This window comes from Paenibacillus sp. 2TAB26 (assembly GCF_052115145.1).
Classification (GTDB): Bacteria; Bacillota; Bacilli; order Paenibacillales; family Paenibacillaceae; genus Pristimantibacillus.
The window spans coordinates 1-16,401 of the sequence record NZ_JBFRGC010000005.1; the positions used below are offsets into that span (position 1 = coordinate 1).

Consider the following 16,401-nt stretch of genomic DNA (forward strand, 5'->3'; position numbering starts at 1 on the left):
CGGGTCCATCTATAAGTGATAGCGGGTCCATCTATAAGTGATAGATTGCTCCATCTTTCCCGATTCAGTCATGCGACCATATCGCGTATCCGGTATTAGCATTCGTTTCCGAATGTTATCCCAGTCTTAYAGGCAGGTTACCCACGTGTTACTCACCCGTCCGCCGCTAAGTATCAGAGGTGCAAGCACCTCATCAACTCCGCTCGACTTGCATGTATTAGGCACGCCGCCAGCGTTCGTCCTGAGCCAGGATCAAACTCTCCAAATTGGTGTTTGACTTGCTCATAACTTTTATCGCTATATTTGCTCATCCCGAAGGATTTGCAAGGCAGTTATTACTCGTTGTTCAGTTTTCAAAGAGCAATCTTTTCTTTCGTGTCAACCGCGTATTTCGTATCGGCGACTTTTATAATATATCACGTTTGCCTATCTCTTTGCAAGTACTTTTTTTCGTTTTTCGACATTTTTTTTAAAATGTCGTTTTCGCGATTATGTATCCTGTAAAAGCGGCGAGTACTAATATATCATCTGATACTAATATAAGTCAAGCATGTTTTCTACTTTTTATTTTAAACAAAAGAAGCGCATGCCTGCCTCTATAAACATAGGGCATGACATGCGCTTCTACTATTATAAACGGTTGAATCATTAGCTTGTTTTCACGTTGTTCATATATCGAAGTTCAAGCGCACCTATATCTCCTGCTTCATTCATAACAGCAACCTCACGAATGTACTCCCGCTTTACAAGCTTCTGAAGAACAAGTGATAAATCACCATGCAAAATATTTAATGTGGAGTGTGATTGCAGCTCCGCAATACTCCAAGGCTCTTCGCGACTGCCAAGTATATTAAATAATAACGCGCAGCTTGTTTTCATTTTGCTCATAACGGAAAACTCGCAGCCAAGCATAACTAATTGTACTCGTTGCTCCAATGTTTCTGGGCTTACCGTTAGCTCCTCGTAGAGCTTATATATTCCTGGGTGAACTCGCTTCAGCTGTTTCCACACGGTTAGCTCAGGATGCCTTCCTTCTTCTATAAGAACGATATGAGCCCAATGATGCAAGGCTGTCAGCACATGACTGTATGCATCCAACAAATTACCATCCAATAGATCCTGCTTTGCTTGTAAATACGTTCTTAAGAAACCCGTAAATTCAGCAAACTGCTTTTGCTCCCGCATTGAAGCAGGAAACTGAAGCAGACGTTCACGAACACTGCTCAGATAGCCGTCGCGATCCACCAAGATCTCCCCCCGAACTAGCCACTCGATAATATTGCGGTTTTCGCCACCAGACAACCATTCACTCAATCCATTCGAATCAATCGTTCGAATCAATACCCGTTGATCCTCGATTTGGACATGCTCCGTATCATTCCGCTCAATCTCTTCATTCATTACAACAAGTACTAATGAATCTAATCCATCAGCTAAAGGATTATAAGGATATGGGTTTTCAATAACAGCCAAACCGATTAAATGAGGTTCATCTCGATAGCTGTCCGAGAAGTACGCTTTTATATGTTCCACTGGTTCCTCCATATAGCTAATCACATTTTATTACGCTATAATAATATTCTACAGTTTTATTCTTTTTCGACAGGTTGGAGGCACATTCCTGCTTACTAACTCAGAAACTGTTTCAAAATCATAAGTCATTGGTCATAGGAAGGGTATGAATACATGAATAAGTTCTTTTTCAAGTCAGCCAAAATCAATGAATTCCGTCTATGGGGACTCGTTTTCACCCTTGTTGGCATGGGAGTCATGATACTCGGAACAGCCGGCATTGTTTTTTGGGGACAAGCAGGCAAAATTATTGCTGCTATCTTCATGGTAATCGGCATGATCTCCTTGTTAATCAGCGTAGCCGTTTATTTCTGGGCTGGCATGATGTCAACAAGCGCCACAATGCTTCAGTGTCCAGAATGCTCGCGTCCAACCAAGATGCTTGGAAAAACAGATCGTTGTATGTATTGCAAAACGATACTTACGCTTGATCCTGCACAAGCAACAACTACTCCTTCTGAACAGCAAGTTTAACCTATAGTGAATATACGGTTGATTCTTTCTTAGGAAACAACCTTTATTCTACTAAGAAGGTAAAAAGCTAATAAAACCAACTTTTGATCGCAGCATTATAAAAATAAGAAACGCCTCCTCCATGTCTTCACATGTGAGGAGGCGTTTCTTATTTAACATTTATAAATGAATTATGGCCTAAGCTTAAGAGAATCGTCGATAGATTTCCAAATAGCTTCCGTTTGGAACGCACGCTGCCATGTTGCTACACCCGCTAAATCATATTTACGCGCAAGCGCTACTCGAGCTTTAATGGATACTTCATCCTCAATCCATATTCGCATCAAATTTCCGTCTTCCGTATATTCCACGTAATTCTGACCTGCTTTTGCATCAAACACTGGCTTAAGTTTCTTAGTCGTAATAATCTCATTAACCTTCTTCATGCCTACTGCCTTTGAGGAAACGTCTATTTTACCGTCTTCCCCTTTTTTTTCAGTCCATATCCGGGTATACAGAGGCATGCTTAAAATAATTTTACTTGCTGGTACGGCATCCTCCTGCATGATACGAACAAGAGAACTCTCTGTCCAAGGCAGCGATGCTACCGAACCCGATTTTGGACTCGCAGCCCAATGCTCATCGTAAGCCATGACCATCATATAATCTACAACATTGCCAAGCGCTGCACGATCAAGAAACAGCGACCACATCTCACTATTCGACTTGGGCGTTACATCCACGGAGACAACCAAGCCTTGCTCGTGTAAAAGCGGAGTCAGCTCCCGAACAAATTGTACAAAGTTAGCTTTATCCGACGTGTGTACATTTTCAAAATCTAAATTAATCCCTTGCAATCCATATACTTGAGCAAAGCCGATCAGCTGCTGTATCATCGAGAACCGAGTTTCCACTGACGCTAATGCCTTTGTCGTTCGATCAGGCTCGAAGCTATTGCTGAACAGCGCCCAAATCTGCATCCCTTGCTGATGTGCCCATTTTACATATGCGGGATCAGCCTTGCCTTTTATTGTTCCTTTGTCGTCGGCAAGTTCAAACCAGGTTGGACTTACGACATTTACTCCCTGCATCGGCGCTATTTTGGCAGTATCGATTTTCCGTTGATAAACAGCTTCCCATGTCATATTAATTTTATTGCCGAGCACCTTCCACGCAATAAATGGAGGTTCTGACGCCTGCTCGGGCATTTTCTCAATAGAAGTAAGCTTCACATCTTTTTTATTCATAAAACCGATGATGCCTTCGCTGTTTTGAACAAGCAGCCAACCTTCCTGCTCTTTCCAAATTCTTATTGACTGTGATTGAGGAACTTTTTGAACAAAAGGCGCTCGAATAGTCGCTTCGGTTCGAATAGCCGCCCCTTTCTCAGGTGTAGCCTCAGCGAGCTGAACCATGTCTCCTGCATTCAGCAGCGTTACTGTGCCTGTCTCTTTTACGAATTCTACTTTCAGCCCATATAACTCCTCCAAAGGTTCTGCAGGAATATAGACCGTATCATTAGACGTTTCTGCAGTAATCGTTAGATCATATGGTTTTTGGTTGATAGTCGCCGTTAAAGAATCCGTCTTGAGGTGAAGCACCTTATTGGCAGTTGTCAAAATGATTGAACCTGAATCAGGCTCATATCTTATAGGCTTGTCCGCTCCTAATACCTGCTCCAGCACCGAAAGCGGCAGCTTAACTTCATCATTTTCGATAATAGCTCCTTGCTCCGCTTCAACGCCTTGAATAAATATAGGATGCTCTGACTTATAATTTGGTTCTACCTTTTCATTGTTAGGAATAAAACGCATATATCCATACCAACAAAAGACAGCTATTACTCCTAACAAAAACAACAATATTATGCTCCGAACACCTCTGTTGCCTTTTCGGCGTGGCGCTCGGTTGTACATCGTTTCCAAGTCATCACTCTCCTGTAATGTTAACTTCAAAATACTATTCGACTATTAAAAAACGTGCAGATTAGCGTTGTATCGCTTCCCGGCACGTTCTTGTAGGCATAACGCCAATTATTTCGCTGATTTAGTATTGCAAGTCGAGCAAACACCGTAAATTTCCATCCGATGTCCTTCAACCACAAAACCTGTTACACGTGACGCTGCACGTTCTACCTCAATCAGCGGTGGATAATTAAAATCGACGATTGAACCGCAATTTTTGCAAATGGCATGGTAATGATCGGATAAATCCGAATCAAACCGGCTTGAATCATCGCCATAAGTCAGCTCACGCACTAATCCAGCTTCTACAAATAAACGCAGATTGTTATATATGGTAGCTACGCTCATGCTCGGGTAAACTGGTGAGAGCGCTTTATAAATTTCATCTGCAGTCGGATGCGACATCGAGTCCATCAAGTAGCTTAATATGGCGTGACGTTGCGGGGTCATTCGGACGCCATTCATCTTCAGTTGCTCAAGTGCTAAGTTAACGCTGGCTCCCATTCCCCTCACGCCCTTCCTTAAAGTTATTAAAGCTATTGTACGTTCTTATTTAAGAGTTTGTCAATGAAAGCGCCTTTTTAGGATAGTCCAAATTGCTTAATTGCAATGCTGTTCGTAGCATTAATCTGAATCCTGAAAGTGCCGTCGCCAATAGTGCCTCTTATCGTTTTCTTACTTACTTCAAGCGGCAAATCGGACACAATATTACCGAAAGTTACCGATCCATACATCGTAAAATGAGCATTCGCCGGTATTGCAAGCTTTACCTCTCCGACGGAGCTATCGAGATCCCAATCTCCGCTAACTTCAGCACTGCTTAGTTCAATGTTCCCATTCAGCGTATCCGCTTTAACAGAACCGCCTGCACCGTCCATTTTGATTTTCCCGTTTTTTGTTTCTGCTTCAATGTTTCCATCAATCTGCTTGATCTCCAAACTGCCATTGAGTGTATTGGCATAAAGCTTACCTTCAATAGAATCTGCAGTAACCGTACCATTTTTTGTTTCAAGACTGGTATCACCGGTTATGCTTTTCACATTAATTCCGCCATTATTACCTTTGACGGAGATAGGACCTTTAATGTTGCTTACGGAAACAATTCCGCTATTGCTTCGGAGCTCAAGGCCGCCTGGCAGCGTCAAATTCATGACTTCAATTGAACCATTGCCTGATTCAACTTTCATCTTTAATACAGGCTTCTGTTCCTCAGCATTCTGAGGCGGTTGTTCAGATTGACCATTTAAACCTGCATCTGTATCCGTAGGCTTTTCAGTTGCGGACTGATCGTTCAAATCAACATCAGATGCTCCCGCATCAACTTCTTCGCCAATCGTATCAATACTTTCCGAACCCAAGGATAACGGTGTTTCTGTAGGCTGTTGATTAACCTCAACCTGATCAGACAAAGACATTGGTACGGTAATAATCATATTCATTCTCGGTTTTCTGCTGCCGTTAGCGCCATAGGTTTGACCCTTCGCCTCCAACGTTACTTCAGCGCCTGGATTAATTTTGACTGTTGATTGCTCTGCGATCGCATCAGCCTCCGTTTTGCCTGGCACATCAACCCACACAGCAGTCAAAAGCTCTATTTCCTGTACGTCACCCGATCGAATGGTTACTTGCCCATTGGGATTAACAACACGAATGAGAGAAATCGCTTCATCTAAAGGAACCTTAATGATGGTCTTCTCATAATGAAATCCTTTCTCTTCTCCAAATTCTGCTGCCCCGTTCAAATCAACATTAAATTGATCCAGCCAACGATAAGGAATATCCGCGTATTGGGTCACAACGTAAGCGGTCAACGAAATCGCAACAGCAATCATCGCGCCTCCAACATCAAATCGAAGCTTTTTTTCTATGTCTTTAAACTTTATGCTGTATAGAATGATTTCTAAACCTAACAATATAAAAATAACCGGCCACCATTGACCAAGCAATGAAATATCATTCCGTCCTTGAATTTGATCCCAGAGAAGCAATCCTCCCACGACCAATACCAGTGCCGCTGCTGTAAAGCGTCCCAGCTTAAACATAATAACTCTTCCTTTCCTTGAACGTGACAGCAGCAATATTGAAGCGATTATAATAATCGGGCCAACACATAACTCCGCTAGTTCATTCATCCAGGGTAAAATCGCTTGTGGAGGCTTCACTAAAATAAGCATGACGCTTCCCGCCGCCAAAAGTAAAATACCATGTGTGCGATTCATTGCAACGGGGATGTTATTATCGGCATCCGCGCTTTGCAAGGAATCAAACACGCTAATAAAATAAAAAATAGGAAGCATAATACCTAAATAAACGATCAACAGCAAATGTCTGCCGCCATCTGAATCGGCTAACCTTACAATCGCCGTCAAATCCAGCCAAAAGGCCGCAATTAACAGTAAGCCTTTCGGATGCTGTCCCGTATACATATGTCCTGCTCCTGGCATAGCAAATGCGAATAATACGGTGAGAAGCCTATTTTTTATTCGTTTTATTCTGAGCTGACCCAACGTACACCCTCCAAGTGCTTTATATTATCGATGAGCACTAACAATGCTTCTGATTTAGGCAGTGTAATATACACCTGCAGCAAAATCTGCTCGCCTTCCTCTTCACCCTCGCATTCTTCCAGCAGCATTTTTCTCATGATGATTTTCCGATCAGTCAGTAGGCTATTTAATTCAAGCATAGCTTGAGATAAATTATTAGCTTTTATTTTGAGCAAGTGCTCTTTCTTTGCACTAATATACCTTTTTTCCAGCTTATTAAACGCCCATAATGTTACAAGAACCATGATCGTTGCGGTAGCTGATGCAAAATAAAAGCCTGCTCCGACTGCTAATCCAATTGCAGAAACGACCCATAGGGACGCCGCTGTCGTTAAACCCGTTATTGATTTTCCGGTAAATAAAATAGTACCTGCACCTAGAAATCCAATGCCTGTAATAACTGCGGCTGCAAGTCGCGCTGGGTCAACCCGTACGTTAGGCTCGTCGACAAATGCTGAGAAACCGTACATGGATAGCAGCATCAACAAGCAAGAACCTAAACAAACTAGAATATTCGTTCGAAGTCCAGCAGCATGATTCGACTGTTCTCGCTCGAAGCCAATAAGTCCGCCCAATAGCAAGGCAAGCAGCAGCCTTAATAAAATATGAAGTTCACTAATATACCAAGGATTATGAAGTGTACTTAGCAGCATAAACAATCCCGACCTTTCTATATTCGCTATTGTAACATAATTGTATGCAGCGTATGGAGCTTACAGGTCTTCTGTCCAGAGTGATATTCAAAAAGAAAGACGCGGTTCATCATGTTGATGAACCGCGTCTTTTTGCGTGCAACTGCTCTTATTTCAAGCGCTCTACAAGCAGCTTATTCACGAGTGCAGGATTTGCTTTCCCTCTTGATTCCTTCATAACCTGACCAACAAGGAAGCCAATTGCTTTATCTTTACCTGCTCTGTAATCTTCAACAGATTGCGGATTTGCTTCAACGATCTGGTTAACGATGGCTTGAATAGCGCCTTCGTCACTGATTTGAACGAGACCCTGTTCCTCTACAATCTGCTGTGGCAGCTTGCCTGAATCCAGCATCGCTTTAAATACCGTTTTGGCAATTTTACCGTTGATTGTGCCTTTCTCAAGCAAACCAATCATTTCACCTAGGCCTTGTCCAGTAATCTTCACATCGGTAATTTCTTGACCGTTGGCATTCAAATAACCAAGCAAATCACCCATGATCCAGTTCGATACGGATTTGGCATCCTTCGTGTAAGAAAGGCTCTCCTCGAAGAAATCAGCAAGCTTCTTAGATGAAGTAATGACTTCAGCATCATAGGAAGGCAAGCTGTAATCAGCCGTATATCTCGCTTTGCGCGCATCAGGCAATTCTGGAATTGTCGCACGAATGCTTTGCTTCCAGTCTTCACTAATATGAAGCTGTACTAGATCCGGGTCCGGGAAGTAGCGGTAATCATGTGCTTCTTCTTTGCCGCGCATAGAGAAGGACTTACCAAGTGCATCGTCAAAACGACGAGTCTCCTGAATGACCTCACCACCGCTGTCGAGAATTTCCGCTTGGCGGAACTGCTCATACTCAAGGCCGCGCTGAACGCCGCGGAAGGAGTTCATGTTCTTAAGCTCCGCACGTGTACCAAATTCCTTTTGTCCGTATGGACGAAGGCTTATATTTGCATCACAGCGCAAGCTGCCCTCTTCCATCTTCACATCAGAAACGTCGCAATACTGCATGATGGCTTTGATTTTCTCGAGGTATGCTTTAGCTTCCTCAGGTGTACGAATATCAGGCTCTGATACGATCTCAATTAGCGGCGTACCTACACGGTTGAAATCGACAAGTGATGCATAACCGCCATCGACGTGAGTCAATTTGCCTGCATCCTCTTCAAGGTGCAGCCTTGTGATCCCAATTCGTTTGGTTTCTCCGCCCACTTCAATATCAATCCAGCCATGTTCACCAATCGGTTGATCGAATTGCGAAATCTGATACGCTTTTGGCGAATCGGGGTAAAAATAGTTTTTACGGTCAAACTTGCTGATATCTGCAATTTGACAGTTCAAAGCCATTGCCGCTTTCATTGCATATTCAACGGCTTGGCGATTCAATACCGGCAAAACGCCGGGATGTCCAAGGCATACTGGACAGGTATGGGTATTCGGCGGCGCGCCGAAAGCTGTAGAGCAGCCGCAAAAGATTTTACTGTTCGTATGCAGCTCCACATGGACTTCCAGCCCGACAACCGTCTCGTATTTGTTCGGTTCAGACATTCGTATCGATCCCTTCGTAAACGTATATAGATCCGCTTATAGCTGCGGACGTTGTTTATGATGCTCTGTATGCTGCTCGAACGCATGAGCGGCGCGCAGCACCGTCGATTCGTCGAACGCTTTCCCGATAATTTGCAAGCCAATCGGCAAGCCATCTGCCGTTCCACAAGGAACGCTAATGGCAGGAACGCCAGCCAAGCTTACCGGTATCGTACAGATATCGTTTAAATACATCGTTAATGGATCTCCAACTTGCTCTCCGATTCGGAACGCAGGTGTCGGAGCCGTAGGTCCGATGATGAGATCATATTGGCTGAACACTTGGTCAAAGTCCTGCTTGATAAGTGTACGCACCTTCTGAGCTTTCAAATAATATGCGTCATAATAGCCAGAGCTTAGAGCATAGGTTCCAAGCATAATCCGGCGTTTTACTTCAGCGCCAAATCCTTCGCTGCGGGATTTCTTATACAAATCAATGAGATTTGCAGGATCTTCCGCACGTACACCGTAACGTACGCCGTCGAAACGAGCTAGATTTGACGATGCTTCCGAGGAAGCAAGCAAATAGTAAGTAGCGATTGCATACTCCGTATGCGGAAGTGAAACCTCTTCCCAAGTCGCGCCCAGTGATTCGTATACTGCCAGCGCTTTAAGTACCGCTTCTTTCACACGCGGATCAATACCAGCTCCTAGGTATTCTTTAGGCACACCGATACGCAGACCTTTTACATCACCTGTAAGAGCTGCTGTGTAATCTGGAATATCCACATTCGCTGATGTAGAGTCGCTTGTGTCGTAACCAGCAATGGCTTGCAGCACAAATGCGGAATCTTCAACATTTTTGGTAAGCGGACCGATTTGGTCTAAAGAAGATGCAAAAGCAACAAGTCCAAAGCGTGATACTAGGCCATATGTTGGTTTGAGGCCAACGATACCGCAATAAGCAGCTGGCTGACGAATCGAGCCGCCAGTGTCGGAGCCAAGCGAGAAATAAACTTGTCCAGCAGCAACCGAAGCTGCCGATCCGCCGCTTGAGCCGCCTGGAACATAATCCGTATTCCATGGATTGCGAGTTGGATAGAAGCTGGAGTTCTCGTTGGAACCGCCCATCGCAAATTCATCCATGTTCAACTTGCCAATCGTTACCGACTGAGCTGCTTTCAGCTTGCGAACAACAGTGGCATCATAAATAGGATTGTAATTGCTTAAGAACTGACTCGCACAAGTGGTCAGTAGACCTTCAGTCACAATATTATCCTTAACACCCGCCGGCAATCCAAACAATAAACCTTGGTCGCCGCCTTCTTGCAATTGCTTGTCCAGCTCGGAAGCCTGCAAGCGTGCATTCTCTTCATTTAATGTAATAAAAGCCTTAATAGCAGGCTCAGTTTCCGCAATTCTCGCAAATGATGCGCTAACCAGCTCAGAAACAGACAGTTCCTTATTGTTAAGCTTGTTATGTACATCCTGCAGGCGCAAATCAAACAGTGCCAACAGTAGTTCCTCCCTTCAAATTAAACCCATTCGTATTATTCAAGCACCGCAGGTACTTTAAATTGTCCATCTTCTTCATCAGGCGCATTGAGCAGAACCTTCTCGATCGGCAGCGACGGGCGTTTCTCATCCGCGCGCGTTACATTCGTTATAGGGAGCACATGGCTGGTTGGCTCAACATTTTCCGTGTCCAAGCCTTCTAGCTTTTCCGCATATTTCAAAATCGCATTGAGCTGCTCCGTAAACTGATCCTTCTCCGAATCGGATAGCTCTAACCGCGCAAGTCTTGCTACATGGTCTACATCCTTAGGTGAAATGCTCATCAGGTATTCTTCCTTTCCTATTCCTGTAATCATTCTTCCTATTATATCTCACATACAGGGAGAACATCAATGTAAACGGCAAATCACTTCTTAATTTCCACATAAAAGGAACTGGATCTCCAACAGAAGAGTTGGGCGTAAAAGCAATCGTTTATCAAACAAACAAAAGCAGCCCACTCTCACAACTTAAGCTGTTGTGAGGCAGGCTGCTTTTTAGTTTTAGAGAATCAGGTTCTTACTGAAATGCTCTAGATGACCGTTAGCATTATTGCTCTTTAATCTCATGGTCGATGCTCGCAGTCTGAATATCTTCATACGCCCAGTGCTTCTGCGAAACGTCACTCCATTGTTGATCTGCTCCTGCTAGAGGAGATCTGCCCTGCTGTCTATTGAATATGACAACAGCTTCTGCTCTCGTAAGAACGCGGTTTGGTGCAAATGTACCATCCTTATATCCGTTGAAAATTCCTGCTGCAGTCCCCTGATCAATGGCCGTTTGTGCCCAGTGCCCATTAATGTCAGAGAAGCTTTTGCCGCCGGTTTCAATATGCTCCATCAATCGATTAATAATAACAGCCATTTCCGCACGAGTGATCGTCTGATTTGGTTTGAAGCTGCCATCTGGATAACCAACCATTAAACCCAATTCGGTTATAATTGCAATGTATTTTGCAGCCCAATGCTCAGCATCAACGCCCGTGCTGCTCACGGAAGATAATTCAGCTTCCTTGCCCAGTATGCGAACAAGTATCGCTGCCATTTCAGCACGTGTAATCCCTTTCTCTGGTTTAAAGCTTCCGTCCTGATGACCAATAATATAAGCTTTGACTTCTTTATGATCTGGAACTTCAACCGGATCAGGCTTATCGGGCTTTGGCGTCACGTTGCCACCCGAGTTGTTGCCTGAATAACTGGATCTCGTTGGATCCAACGGATAATAATCATCCTTATCATTGACACCATCTCTGTCCGTGTCTGGATCTTTTGGATTCGTTCCAATTGCTTTTTCTTGCTCATCCGTCAATCCATCGTTATCATCGTCTGGATCAGTCGAATCTGGAATGCCGTCTCCGTCTGTATCCAGCTCACCGTTTACTGTACCCGGCTTAGCTGCATCCGTTGGAAATGGATCGTCTTTATCGTTGATTCCATCTTTGTCGGTATCTGGATCTTTCGGATTTGTACCTAGTTTAGTTTCTTGCTCATCTGTTAATCCGTCGTTATCATCGTCTGGATCAGTCGAATCTGGAATGCCATCTCCGTCTGTATCCAGCTCACCGTTTACTGTACCCGGTTTAGCTGCATCCGTTGGGAATGGATCGTCCTTATCGTTGATTCCATCCTTATCCGTGTCTGGATCTTTCGGATTTGTACCTATTTTTGCTTCTTGCTCATCCGTCAAACCGTCGTTGTCATCGTCTGGATCAATGGAGTCTGGAATACCATCTCCGTCTGTATCCAGTTCCAAATCTGGCTCCGTGGTAAAGGTCCATACTAATTTATCAGAAATACCCGCATAGCTGTTTCCGTCTTTATCCTTCAAAGCTCCAGCTGCAATTAGGACGTAATATTCTGTACCTGGCTCCAAATATTCGACCTTAGGCCCATTGCCAGGTTGCGGGAGGATTGGAGGATTGATCGTTACCGTATTTCCCGATATATCGACTCCCATTTCTCCGATACTCACTTTATGCACAACGCTATTGTCAGACTTCTTTCTAATTTCAAAGCTCTTGCCGTTTACTCCCTGAACATTTGTGCTAAACGTCAGTTTTAGAGCTGTACTCTGAGAAACACTATTTGACCCTCCGGCAGGTGAGTATGCTGTAACCTTCAGTTCGTTTTTTTCCGGAGCAGCGCCTGTAGTGAAGTTCCAAGTTGTCTTGTCTGCAATACCTGCGTATTGTGCACTGCTGGTCGTGCTTTTCAGTGCTCCCGCTTCGATTTGAACATAGTAAGCAGTATTGTATTCCAAATAATTCCCTGGAGCATCCGATACCATTAGGTAAGGATTTATCTTTACTTTATTACCCGATACACTTACATCGCTTATGCTGCTAATTTCAAAAGTATGAGCAATGCTGTCATCAGATTGCTTCTTGATAAAAATCTTTTTACCCGGAATCACTTGTACATTCTCGCTAAAAGTTAGCAACAAATCGGAGTTAGTGGCCACTGCTGAAGCATCATCAATAGGAGATAATGTCGTGACAGTTAGTGGCGAAACACGCTTTGCTGTCTTGAAGCTCCAGATCGTCTTACCTGTTATGCCCTTATACGTATTGCCTGCCTTGTCCTTAAAGGCTCCATCATCAATCAGAACGTAATAGCCCGTATCGTTAGCTAAACTAGTTGACAATTTAATGGTCGCCTTAGTTCCTGCTAGTGTCAATTTTGCAGTATCGTTAGCTGCAATGGTTTCAACAACACTATCATCACTTGCTTTGCGGATGCTAATGTTTTTGCCCGCCATCGCTTCCACGATCTCACTGAAAGTCAGCTGCAAACTCGCATCTACCGCCACATCAAGAGCATTATTCGCTGGTGAATATCCAGTAGCTATAGGCGCCGTTGTGTCTGGTGCAGCTTCTGTTTTAAAAAACCATATCTTTCCTGGCTCGCCCATATACATTACGTTTTCGTTCATTAACTGAATGAATTGGAACATGCCATCAAAATCATTATTGTATATGTCCTGAAACGCACCTTTATCCATGAGAATATAATAATAGGTATTGTTTTTCATGTTTTTCGTTGGATTAATGGTAACTTTGTTCCCAGAAATCGTTATTTTGCTCGTATCTGTTGAAGATATTTCTTCTAACAAAATTGGAGCCGTTGGATTTGTTCCATCCGGTGTGGCTCTGCCCGGTTCAAAAATCTTTATTTTCTTGCCTATTCCAGCCTTCACATTTTCGTTGAACGTTAATGTCATGTCTGTACTGATGGAAACATCCACAGCAGCTTTCGCTGGAACAAATGTTGTCGCCACCGGGCCAACAGTATCTGCTGCCTTACCCGTTTTGAAATGCCATGATTCGGTAACTGTATCCTGTACTTGACCATCATGAATTTCGACATCAGCGGATAATCCAGCATAGCCGTTCCCTGCAATATCCGTAAAAGTAGATCGTTCAATCTTCACAAAATAATTCGTCTGATATTCCAGATCCGCTGCTGGATTAATCGTTGCTACATTATCCAAGACTGTTACCTTTGTCGAATCACCTGCATCTATTGTTTCTACTAACGTTGCATCGCTTATTAAGATCGGATAATCTGGTCCGTTAATCATTGATAATTCCCGAGGTTTCCAAATCGTTATCTTTTTACCCGCCAATGCCTTTACTTTCTCATCAAACGTTAATTTAAGATTAGTATCCACACCAACATTCTGTGCACCCTTAACTGGAGTTAGTGCTGTCACAACAGGAGCTTGATTATCAGCTGGCTCTGACGGTTCAGAAGGTTCAGCATCCAATGCAACAGCAACAGGAACCATGAAGGTTCCGACCATAAAAGGACCCGCACTGAGCTCAATTGTTTTGACGACCGTATTTGTCGTTGTATTAATAACACTCATATTGCTCGAGCCATAATTAATCGTGTACGCTTGAAGACCATCTTTGGAAACGCCGATGACGTAAGGGTTAGCATCAACATTTATGGTAGCATCCACTTTAAGGGTTGCCGCATTGATTACTGACACAGAGTCATTATAGCCATGTGCTGCAAATATCTTACTGCCATCAGGACTAACTTCTGTTGCAGTTGTCTTGCTGCCAACCAGTATATCCGCTTCGTGAGTTTTTGAACTCGTATCAATTATGTTTACGAAATTAGTTACTAAGTTAGCCACATAAACCTTTGTGCCTGAGGGATTAACCGAGAGTCCGTAAAGTTCCCCCTCAATGGTAATTTCCTTCACAACTGTTTCGCTTATTATATCTATAATCGTAAGTTTTCCGCTTCTACTAGTAACATAAAGATCATTCCCAACCAATGCCATCGCTATAGGCGTAGCTACGGATATTCTTTTCTCCTCTACAAGTGATGCTGTATTTATAACTGAAATCGAGCTTCCTGAGTCATTTGCCACATAAGCTTTACTTCCATCCTTATTAAAGGCAACGCCATGAGGCTGAACTCCAACTGGTATGGTCGCGATTACCTCATCCTTCGCCGGATCAATAACCGAGACCGTATTGCTTGCTCTGTTGGTTATGAACACCTGCTTCTGATTGGGGTTGATCGCAGCGCTGTTCGGTTGACTTCCTACCGTGATTTTAGCCTTTTCTACAGTCAGATCCGATAGATTAACAACATCGACAGTACCATTGATAAAGCTTGTAATATACGCTTTTTTAAATACAGAAACTTCTCCAGCTCCAGCCGCCTTTACCTTTCTCCCATCCTCCATAAACAATGACGAGCATAGGTTGACCATCAGCGCGAATAATACAATACTGATTATCTTCTTGGACCTTACTAAACTAAGCATATTTTTGACCTCTCTCCCACCGTGTGATTGGCTATTACCATGTTTGGAAGAATCTTATCAATTAGAACTCAACAAAATCTCACAATTCGTCACAACATGTCGAAAAAACAAAAAAGAACAGAGGACACTCCTCTGCTCTAATGGTTTATAACTATATTTTTAATGAATCTAGAACGAAGATAACCTGCTCTTCATATCCAAAGACGGCTCTATTCCAAGCTCTTCGCGGCTGACCCTCTCATATTTCGTATATAGTCGAAGCATCTTCTCTCTGTTCCCTTGTCTCTCATAAATATCGATCATAAGCTGATTCATCTCTTCATGGAGCGGATAAACAGCCAAATATTTGTCGAGGCGATGCTCCGCTTGATTCCAGTCATTCGATAATAAATCATCTTCGACTAGCTTTTTGGTCATCGTGGAGTATTGTTTAAAATAAGCTTCCTCCAGTGGTATTTTCCATAGATAGGTTTTCCCATCCAGCAGCGGCCCTCGATACAGCGCACATAAATACTCCATTTGCTCCCTATCCAGCTTCCCCTCGGCAAAAGAGACATTTGAGCGTTGGAACGCTAGCGCATCATACATTTGGTTTCCCGTTTCCATCATGTAGCCATCATTCATTTTGCGAATGCTCATGCCGAGTTCATTTTCTTTCAATATTTTCTTCATAAGATAAATTGTATTGTATAGATTGGAAGAGCTTCTCTCCTCCGGCATATCCGGCCACAACAAATCCATTACCTGCCATTTGCTAATATTGCGTCCCGAATGACACAGAAAATAGGCAAACAGCTCCTCAGCCCTGCGTGTCCGAAAATGTACAGGAACCCCTTCCGAATTGCGAACCTCGAACCCACCAAAACATTGGATCATAAATAAATCCTTTTGAGGGATGACCATTGTAGTTGCGCGCTGCCTATTAACTAAACGTTCTGTCACCCGTTCAATTGTTGAAGGTGTTACTGGCTTTAAAATATAATCAATCGCTTCTACTCCAAACGCGTCCAGAGCATAGTTCTTGTAAGCAGTTGTAAAAACAATTTCTGTCTGTATCGTTAACGCCCGTACTTTCCGTGCAAGCTCAAGCCCATTCATCTTAGGCATCTCCACATCTATGAAAGCTACGTCGGGCTTAATGTCTTCCATCTTCTCTAGTGCTTCAATAGGATTAGTGAAAGCTCCCACAATGGTGTAATTAGTATTCCGTCCTAAAATAACCTTCATCAATTCCAATATCGGCTTCTCATCTTCAATAATGACAGCCCGAAACATAATCTTCACCCCTTTAATCCTTCATACAAAAT

11 protein-coding genes and 1 rRNA gene are annotated in these 16,401 nt (G+C 43.4%); 1 reads left to right on the forward strand and 11 read right to left on the reverse strand.

The genetic code is table 11. From position 1 onward, the window contains the following. Nucleotides 1-268, reverse strand: a 16S ribosomal RNA gene (locus AB4Z50_RS06080); the annotation flags it as partial. A 380-nt stretch (nucleotides 269-648) separates the two neighbouring features. Continuing rightward, nucleotides 649-1,533, reverse strand: coding sequence for a nucleotidyltransferase-like protein (locus tag AB4Z50_RS06085; RefSeq protein WP_441876898.1), 885 nt, complete (start codon nucleotides 1,531-1,533; stop codon nucleotides 649-651). Nucleotides 1,534-1,686: 153 nt separating this feature from the next. Here AB4Z50_RS06085 and AB4Z50_RS06090 point away from each other — a divergent pair, with 153 nt between their 5' ends. Next, on the forward strand, nucleotides 1,687-2,046 hold the full coding sequence (locus AB4Z50_RS06090) for a YgzB family protein (protein ID WP_076271895.1): 360 nt from the start codon (nucleotides 1,687-1,689) through the stop codon (nucleotides 2,044-2,046). 170 nt (nucleotides 2,047-2,216) lie between these two features. Here the strand turns inward: AB4Z50_RS06090 and AB4Z50_RS06095 are convergent, their stop codons facing one another. From AB4Z50_RS06095 to AB4Z50_RS06135, 9 genes are all read right to left on the reverse strand, one after another. Next, nucleotides 2,217-3,839, reverse strand: a complete 1,623-nt coding sequence (locus AB4Z50_RS06095; RefSeq protein ID WP_441876901.1) for a glycosyl hydrolase family 18 protein — start codon at nucleotides 3,837-3,839, stop codon at nucleotides 2,217-2,219. Between the two features lie 219 nt (nucleotides 3,840-4,058). Further along, nucleotides 4,059-4,493: a peroxide-responsive transcriptional repressor PerR gene (gene perR / locus AB4Z50_RS06100; RefSeq protein WP_441876904.1), complete on the reverse strand. Its 435-nt coding sequence runs from the start codon at nucleotides 4,491-4,493 to the stop codon at nucleotides 4,059-4,061. Nucleotides 4,494-4,570: 77 nt separating this feature from the next. Next, nucleotides 4,571-6,496, reverse strand: a complete 1,926-nt coding sequence (locus AB4Z50_RS06105) for a DUF4097 family beta strand repeat-containing protein (protein ID WP_441876907.1) — start codon at nucleotides 6,494-6,496, stop codon at nucleotides 4,571-4,573. Beyond that, the gene (locus AB4Z50_RS06110) at nucleotides 6,478-7,188 is read right to left on the reverse strand and encodes an MgtC/SapB family protein (protein ID WP_441876910.1); all 711 of its coding nucleotides are present in this window, start codon (nucleotides 7,186-7,188) and stop codon (nucleotides 6,478-6,480) included. The genes AB4Z50_RS06105 and AB4Z50_RS06110 overlap by 19 nt, the downstream gene beginning before the upstream one ends. A gap of 148 nt (nucleotides 7,189-7,336) precedes the next feature. After that, nucleotides 7,337-8,776, reverse strand: a complete 1,440-nt coding sequence (gatB, locus tag AB4Z50_RS06115; protein ID WP_339207443.1) for an Asp-tRNA(Asn)/Glu-tRNA(Gln) amidotransferase subunit GatB — start codon at nucleotides 8,774-8,776, stop codon at nucleotides 7,337-7,339. A gap of 36 nt (nucleotides 8,777-8,812) precedes the next feature. Beyond that, on the reverse strand, nucleotides 8,813-10,270 hold the full coding sequence (gene gatA / locus AB4Z50_RS06120) for an Asp-tRNA(Asn)/Glu-tRNA(Gln) amidotransferase subunit GatA (RefSeq protein ID WP_076271889.1): 1,458 nt from the start codon (nucleotides 10,268-10,270) through the stop codon (nucleotides 8,813-8,815). Between the two features lie 35 nt (nucleotides 10,271-10,305). Continuing rightward, nucleotides 10,306-10,593: an Asp-tRNA(Asn)/Glu-tRNA(Gln) amidotransferase subunit GatC gene (gatC, locus tag AB4Z50_RS06125; protein WP_076271888.1), complete on the reverse strand. Its 288-nt coding sequence runs from the start codon at nucleotides 10,591-10,593 to the stop codon at nucleotides 10,306-10,308. Nucleotides 10,594-10,858: 265 nt separating this feature from the next. Beyond that, nucleotides 10,859-15,013 (reverse strand): Ig-like domain-containing protein, encoded by a 4,155-nt coding sequence (locus AB4Z50_RS06130; protein WP_441876916.1) that lies wholly within the window; start codon nucleotides 15,011-15,013, stop codon nucleotides 10,859-10,861. Nucleotides 15,014-15,262: 249 nt separating this feature from the next. Further along, the gene (locus AB4Z50_RS06135) at nucleotides 15,263-16,369 is read right to left on the reverse strand and encodes a response regulator (RefSeq protein ID WP_441877565.1); all 1,107 of its coding nucleotides are present in this window, start codon (nucleotides 16,367-16,369) and stop codon (nucleotides 15,263-15,265) included. Nucleotides 16,370-16,401: the final 32 nt, after the last annotated feature.

Bases quoted from the DNA above. Each gene is read 5' to 3' on its own strand.
- gatB (WP_339207443.1), bottom strand. From the start codon at position 8,776: ATGTCTGAACCGAACAAATACGAGACGGTTGTCGGGCTGGAAGTCCAT.
- AB4Z50_RS06130 (WP_441876916.1), bottom strand. From the start codon at position 15,013: ATGGAGGATGGGAGAAAGGTAAAGGCGGCTGGAGCTGGAGAAGTTTCT.
- AB4Z50_RS06135 (WP_441877565.1), bottom strand. From the start codon at position 16,369: ATGTTTCGGGCTGTCATTATTGAAGATGAGAAGCCGATATTGGAATTG.
- AB4Z50_RS06090 (WP_076271895.1), top strand. From the start codon at position 1,687: ATGAATAAGTTCTTTTTCAAGTCAGCCAAAATCAATGAATTCCGTCTA.
- gatC (WP_076271888.1), bottom strand. From the start codon at position 10,593: ATGAGCATTTCACCTAAGGATGTAGACCATGTAGCAAGACTTGCGCGG.
- AB4Z50_RS06095 (WP_441876901.1), bottom strand. From the start codon at position 3,839: ATGCGTTTTATTCCTAACAATGAAAAGGTAGAACCAAATTATAAGTCA.
- AB4Z50_RS06110 (WP_441876910.1), bottom strand. From the start codon at position 7,188: ATGCTGCTAAGTACACTTCATAATCCTTGGTATATTAGTGAACTTCAT.
- perR (WP_441876904.1), bottom strand. From the start codon at position 4,493: ATGGGAGCCAGCGTTAACTTAGCACTTGAGCAACTGAAGATGAATGGC.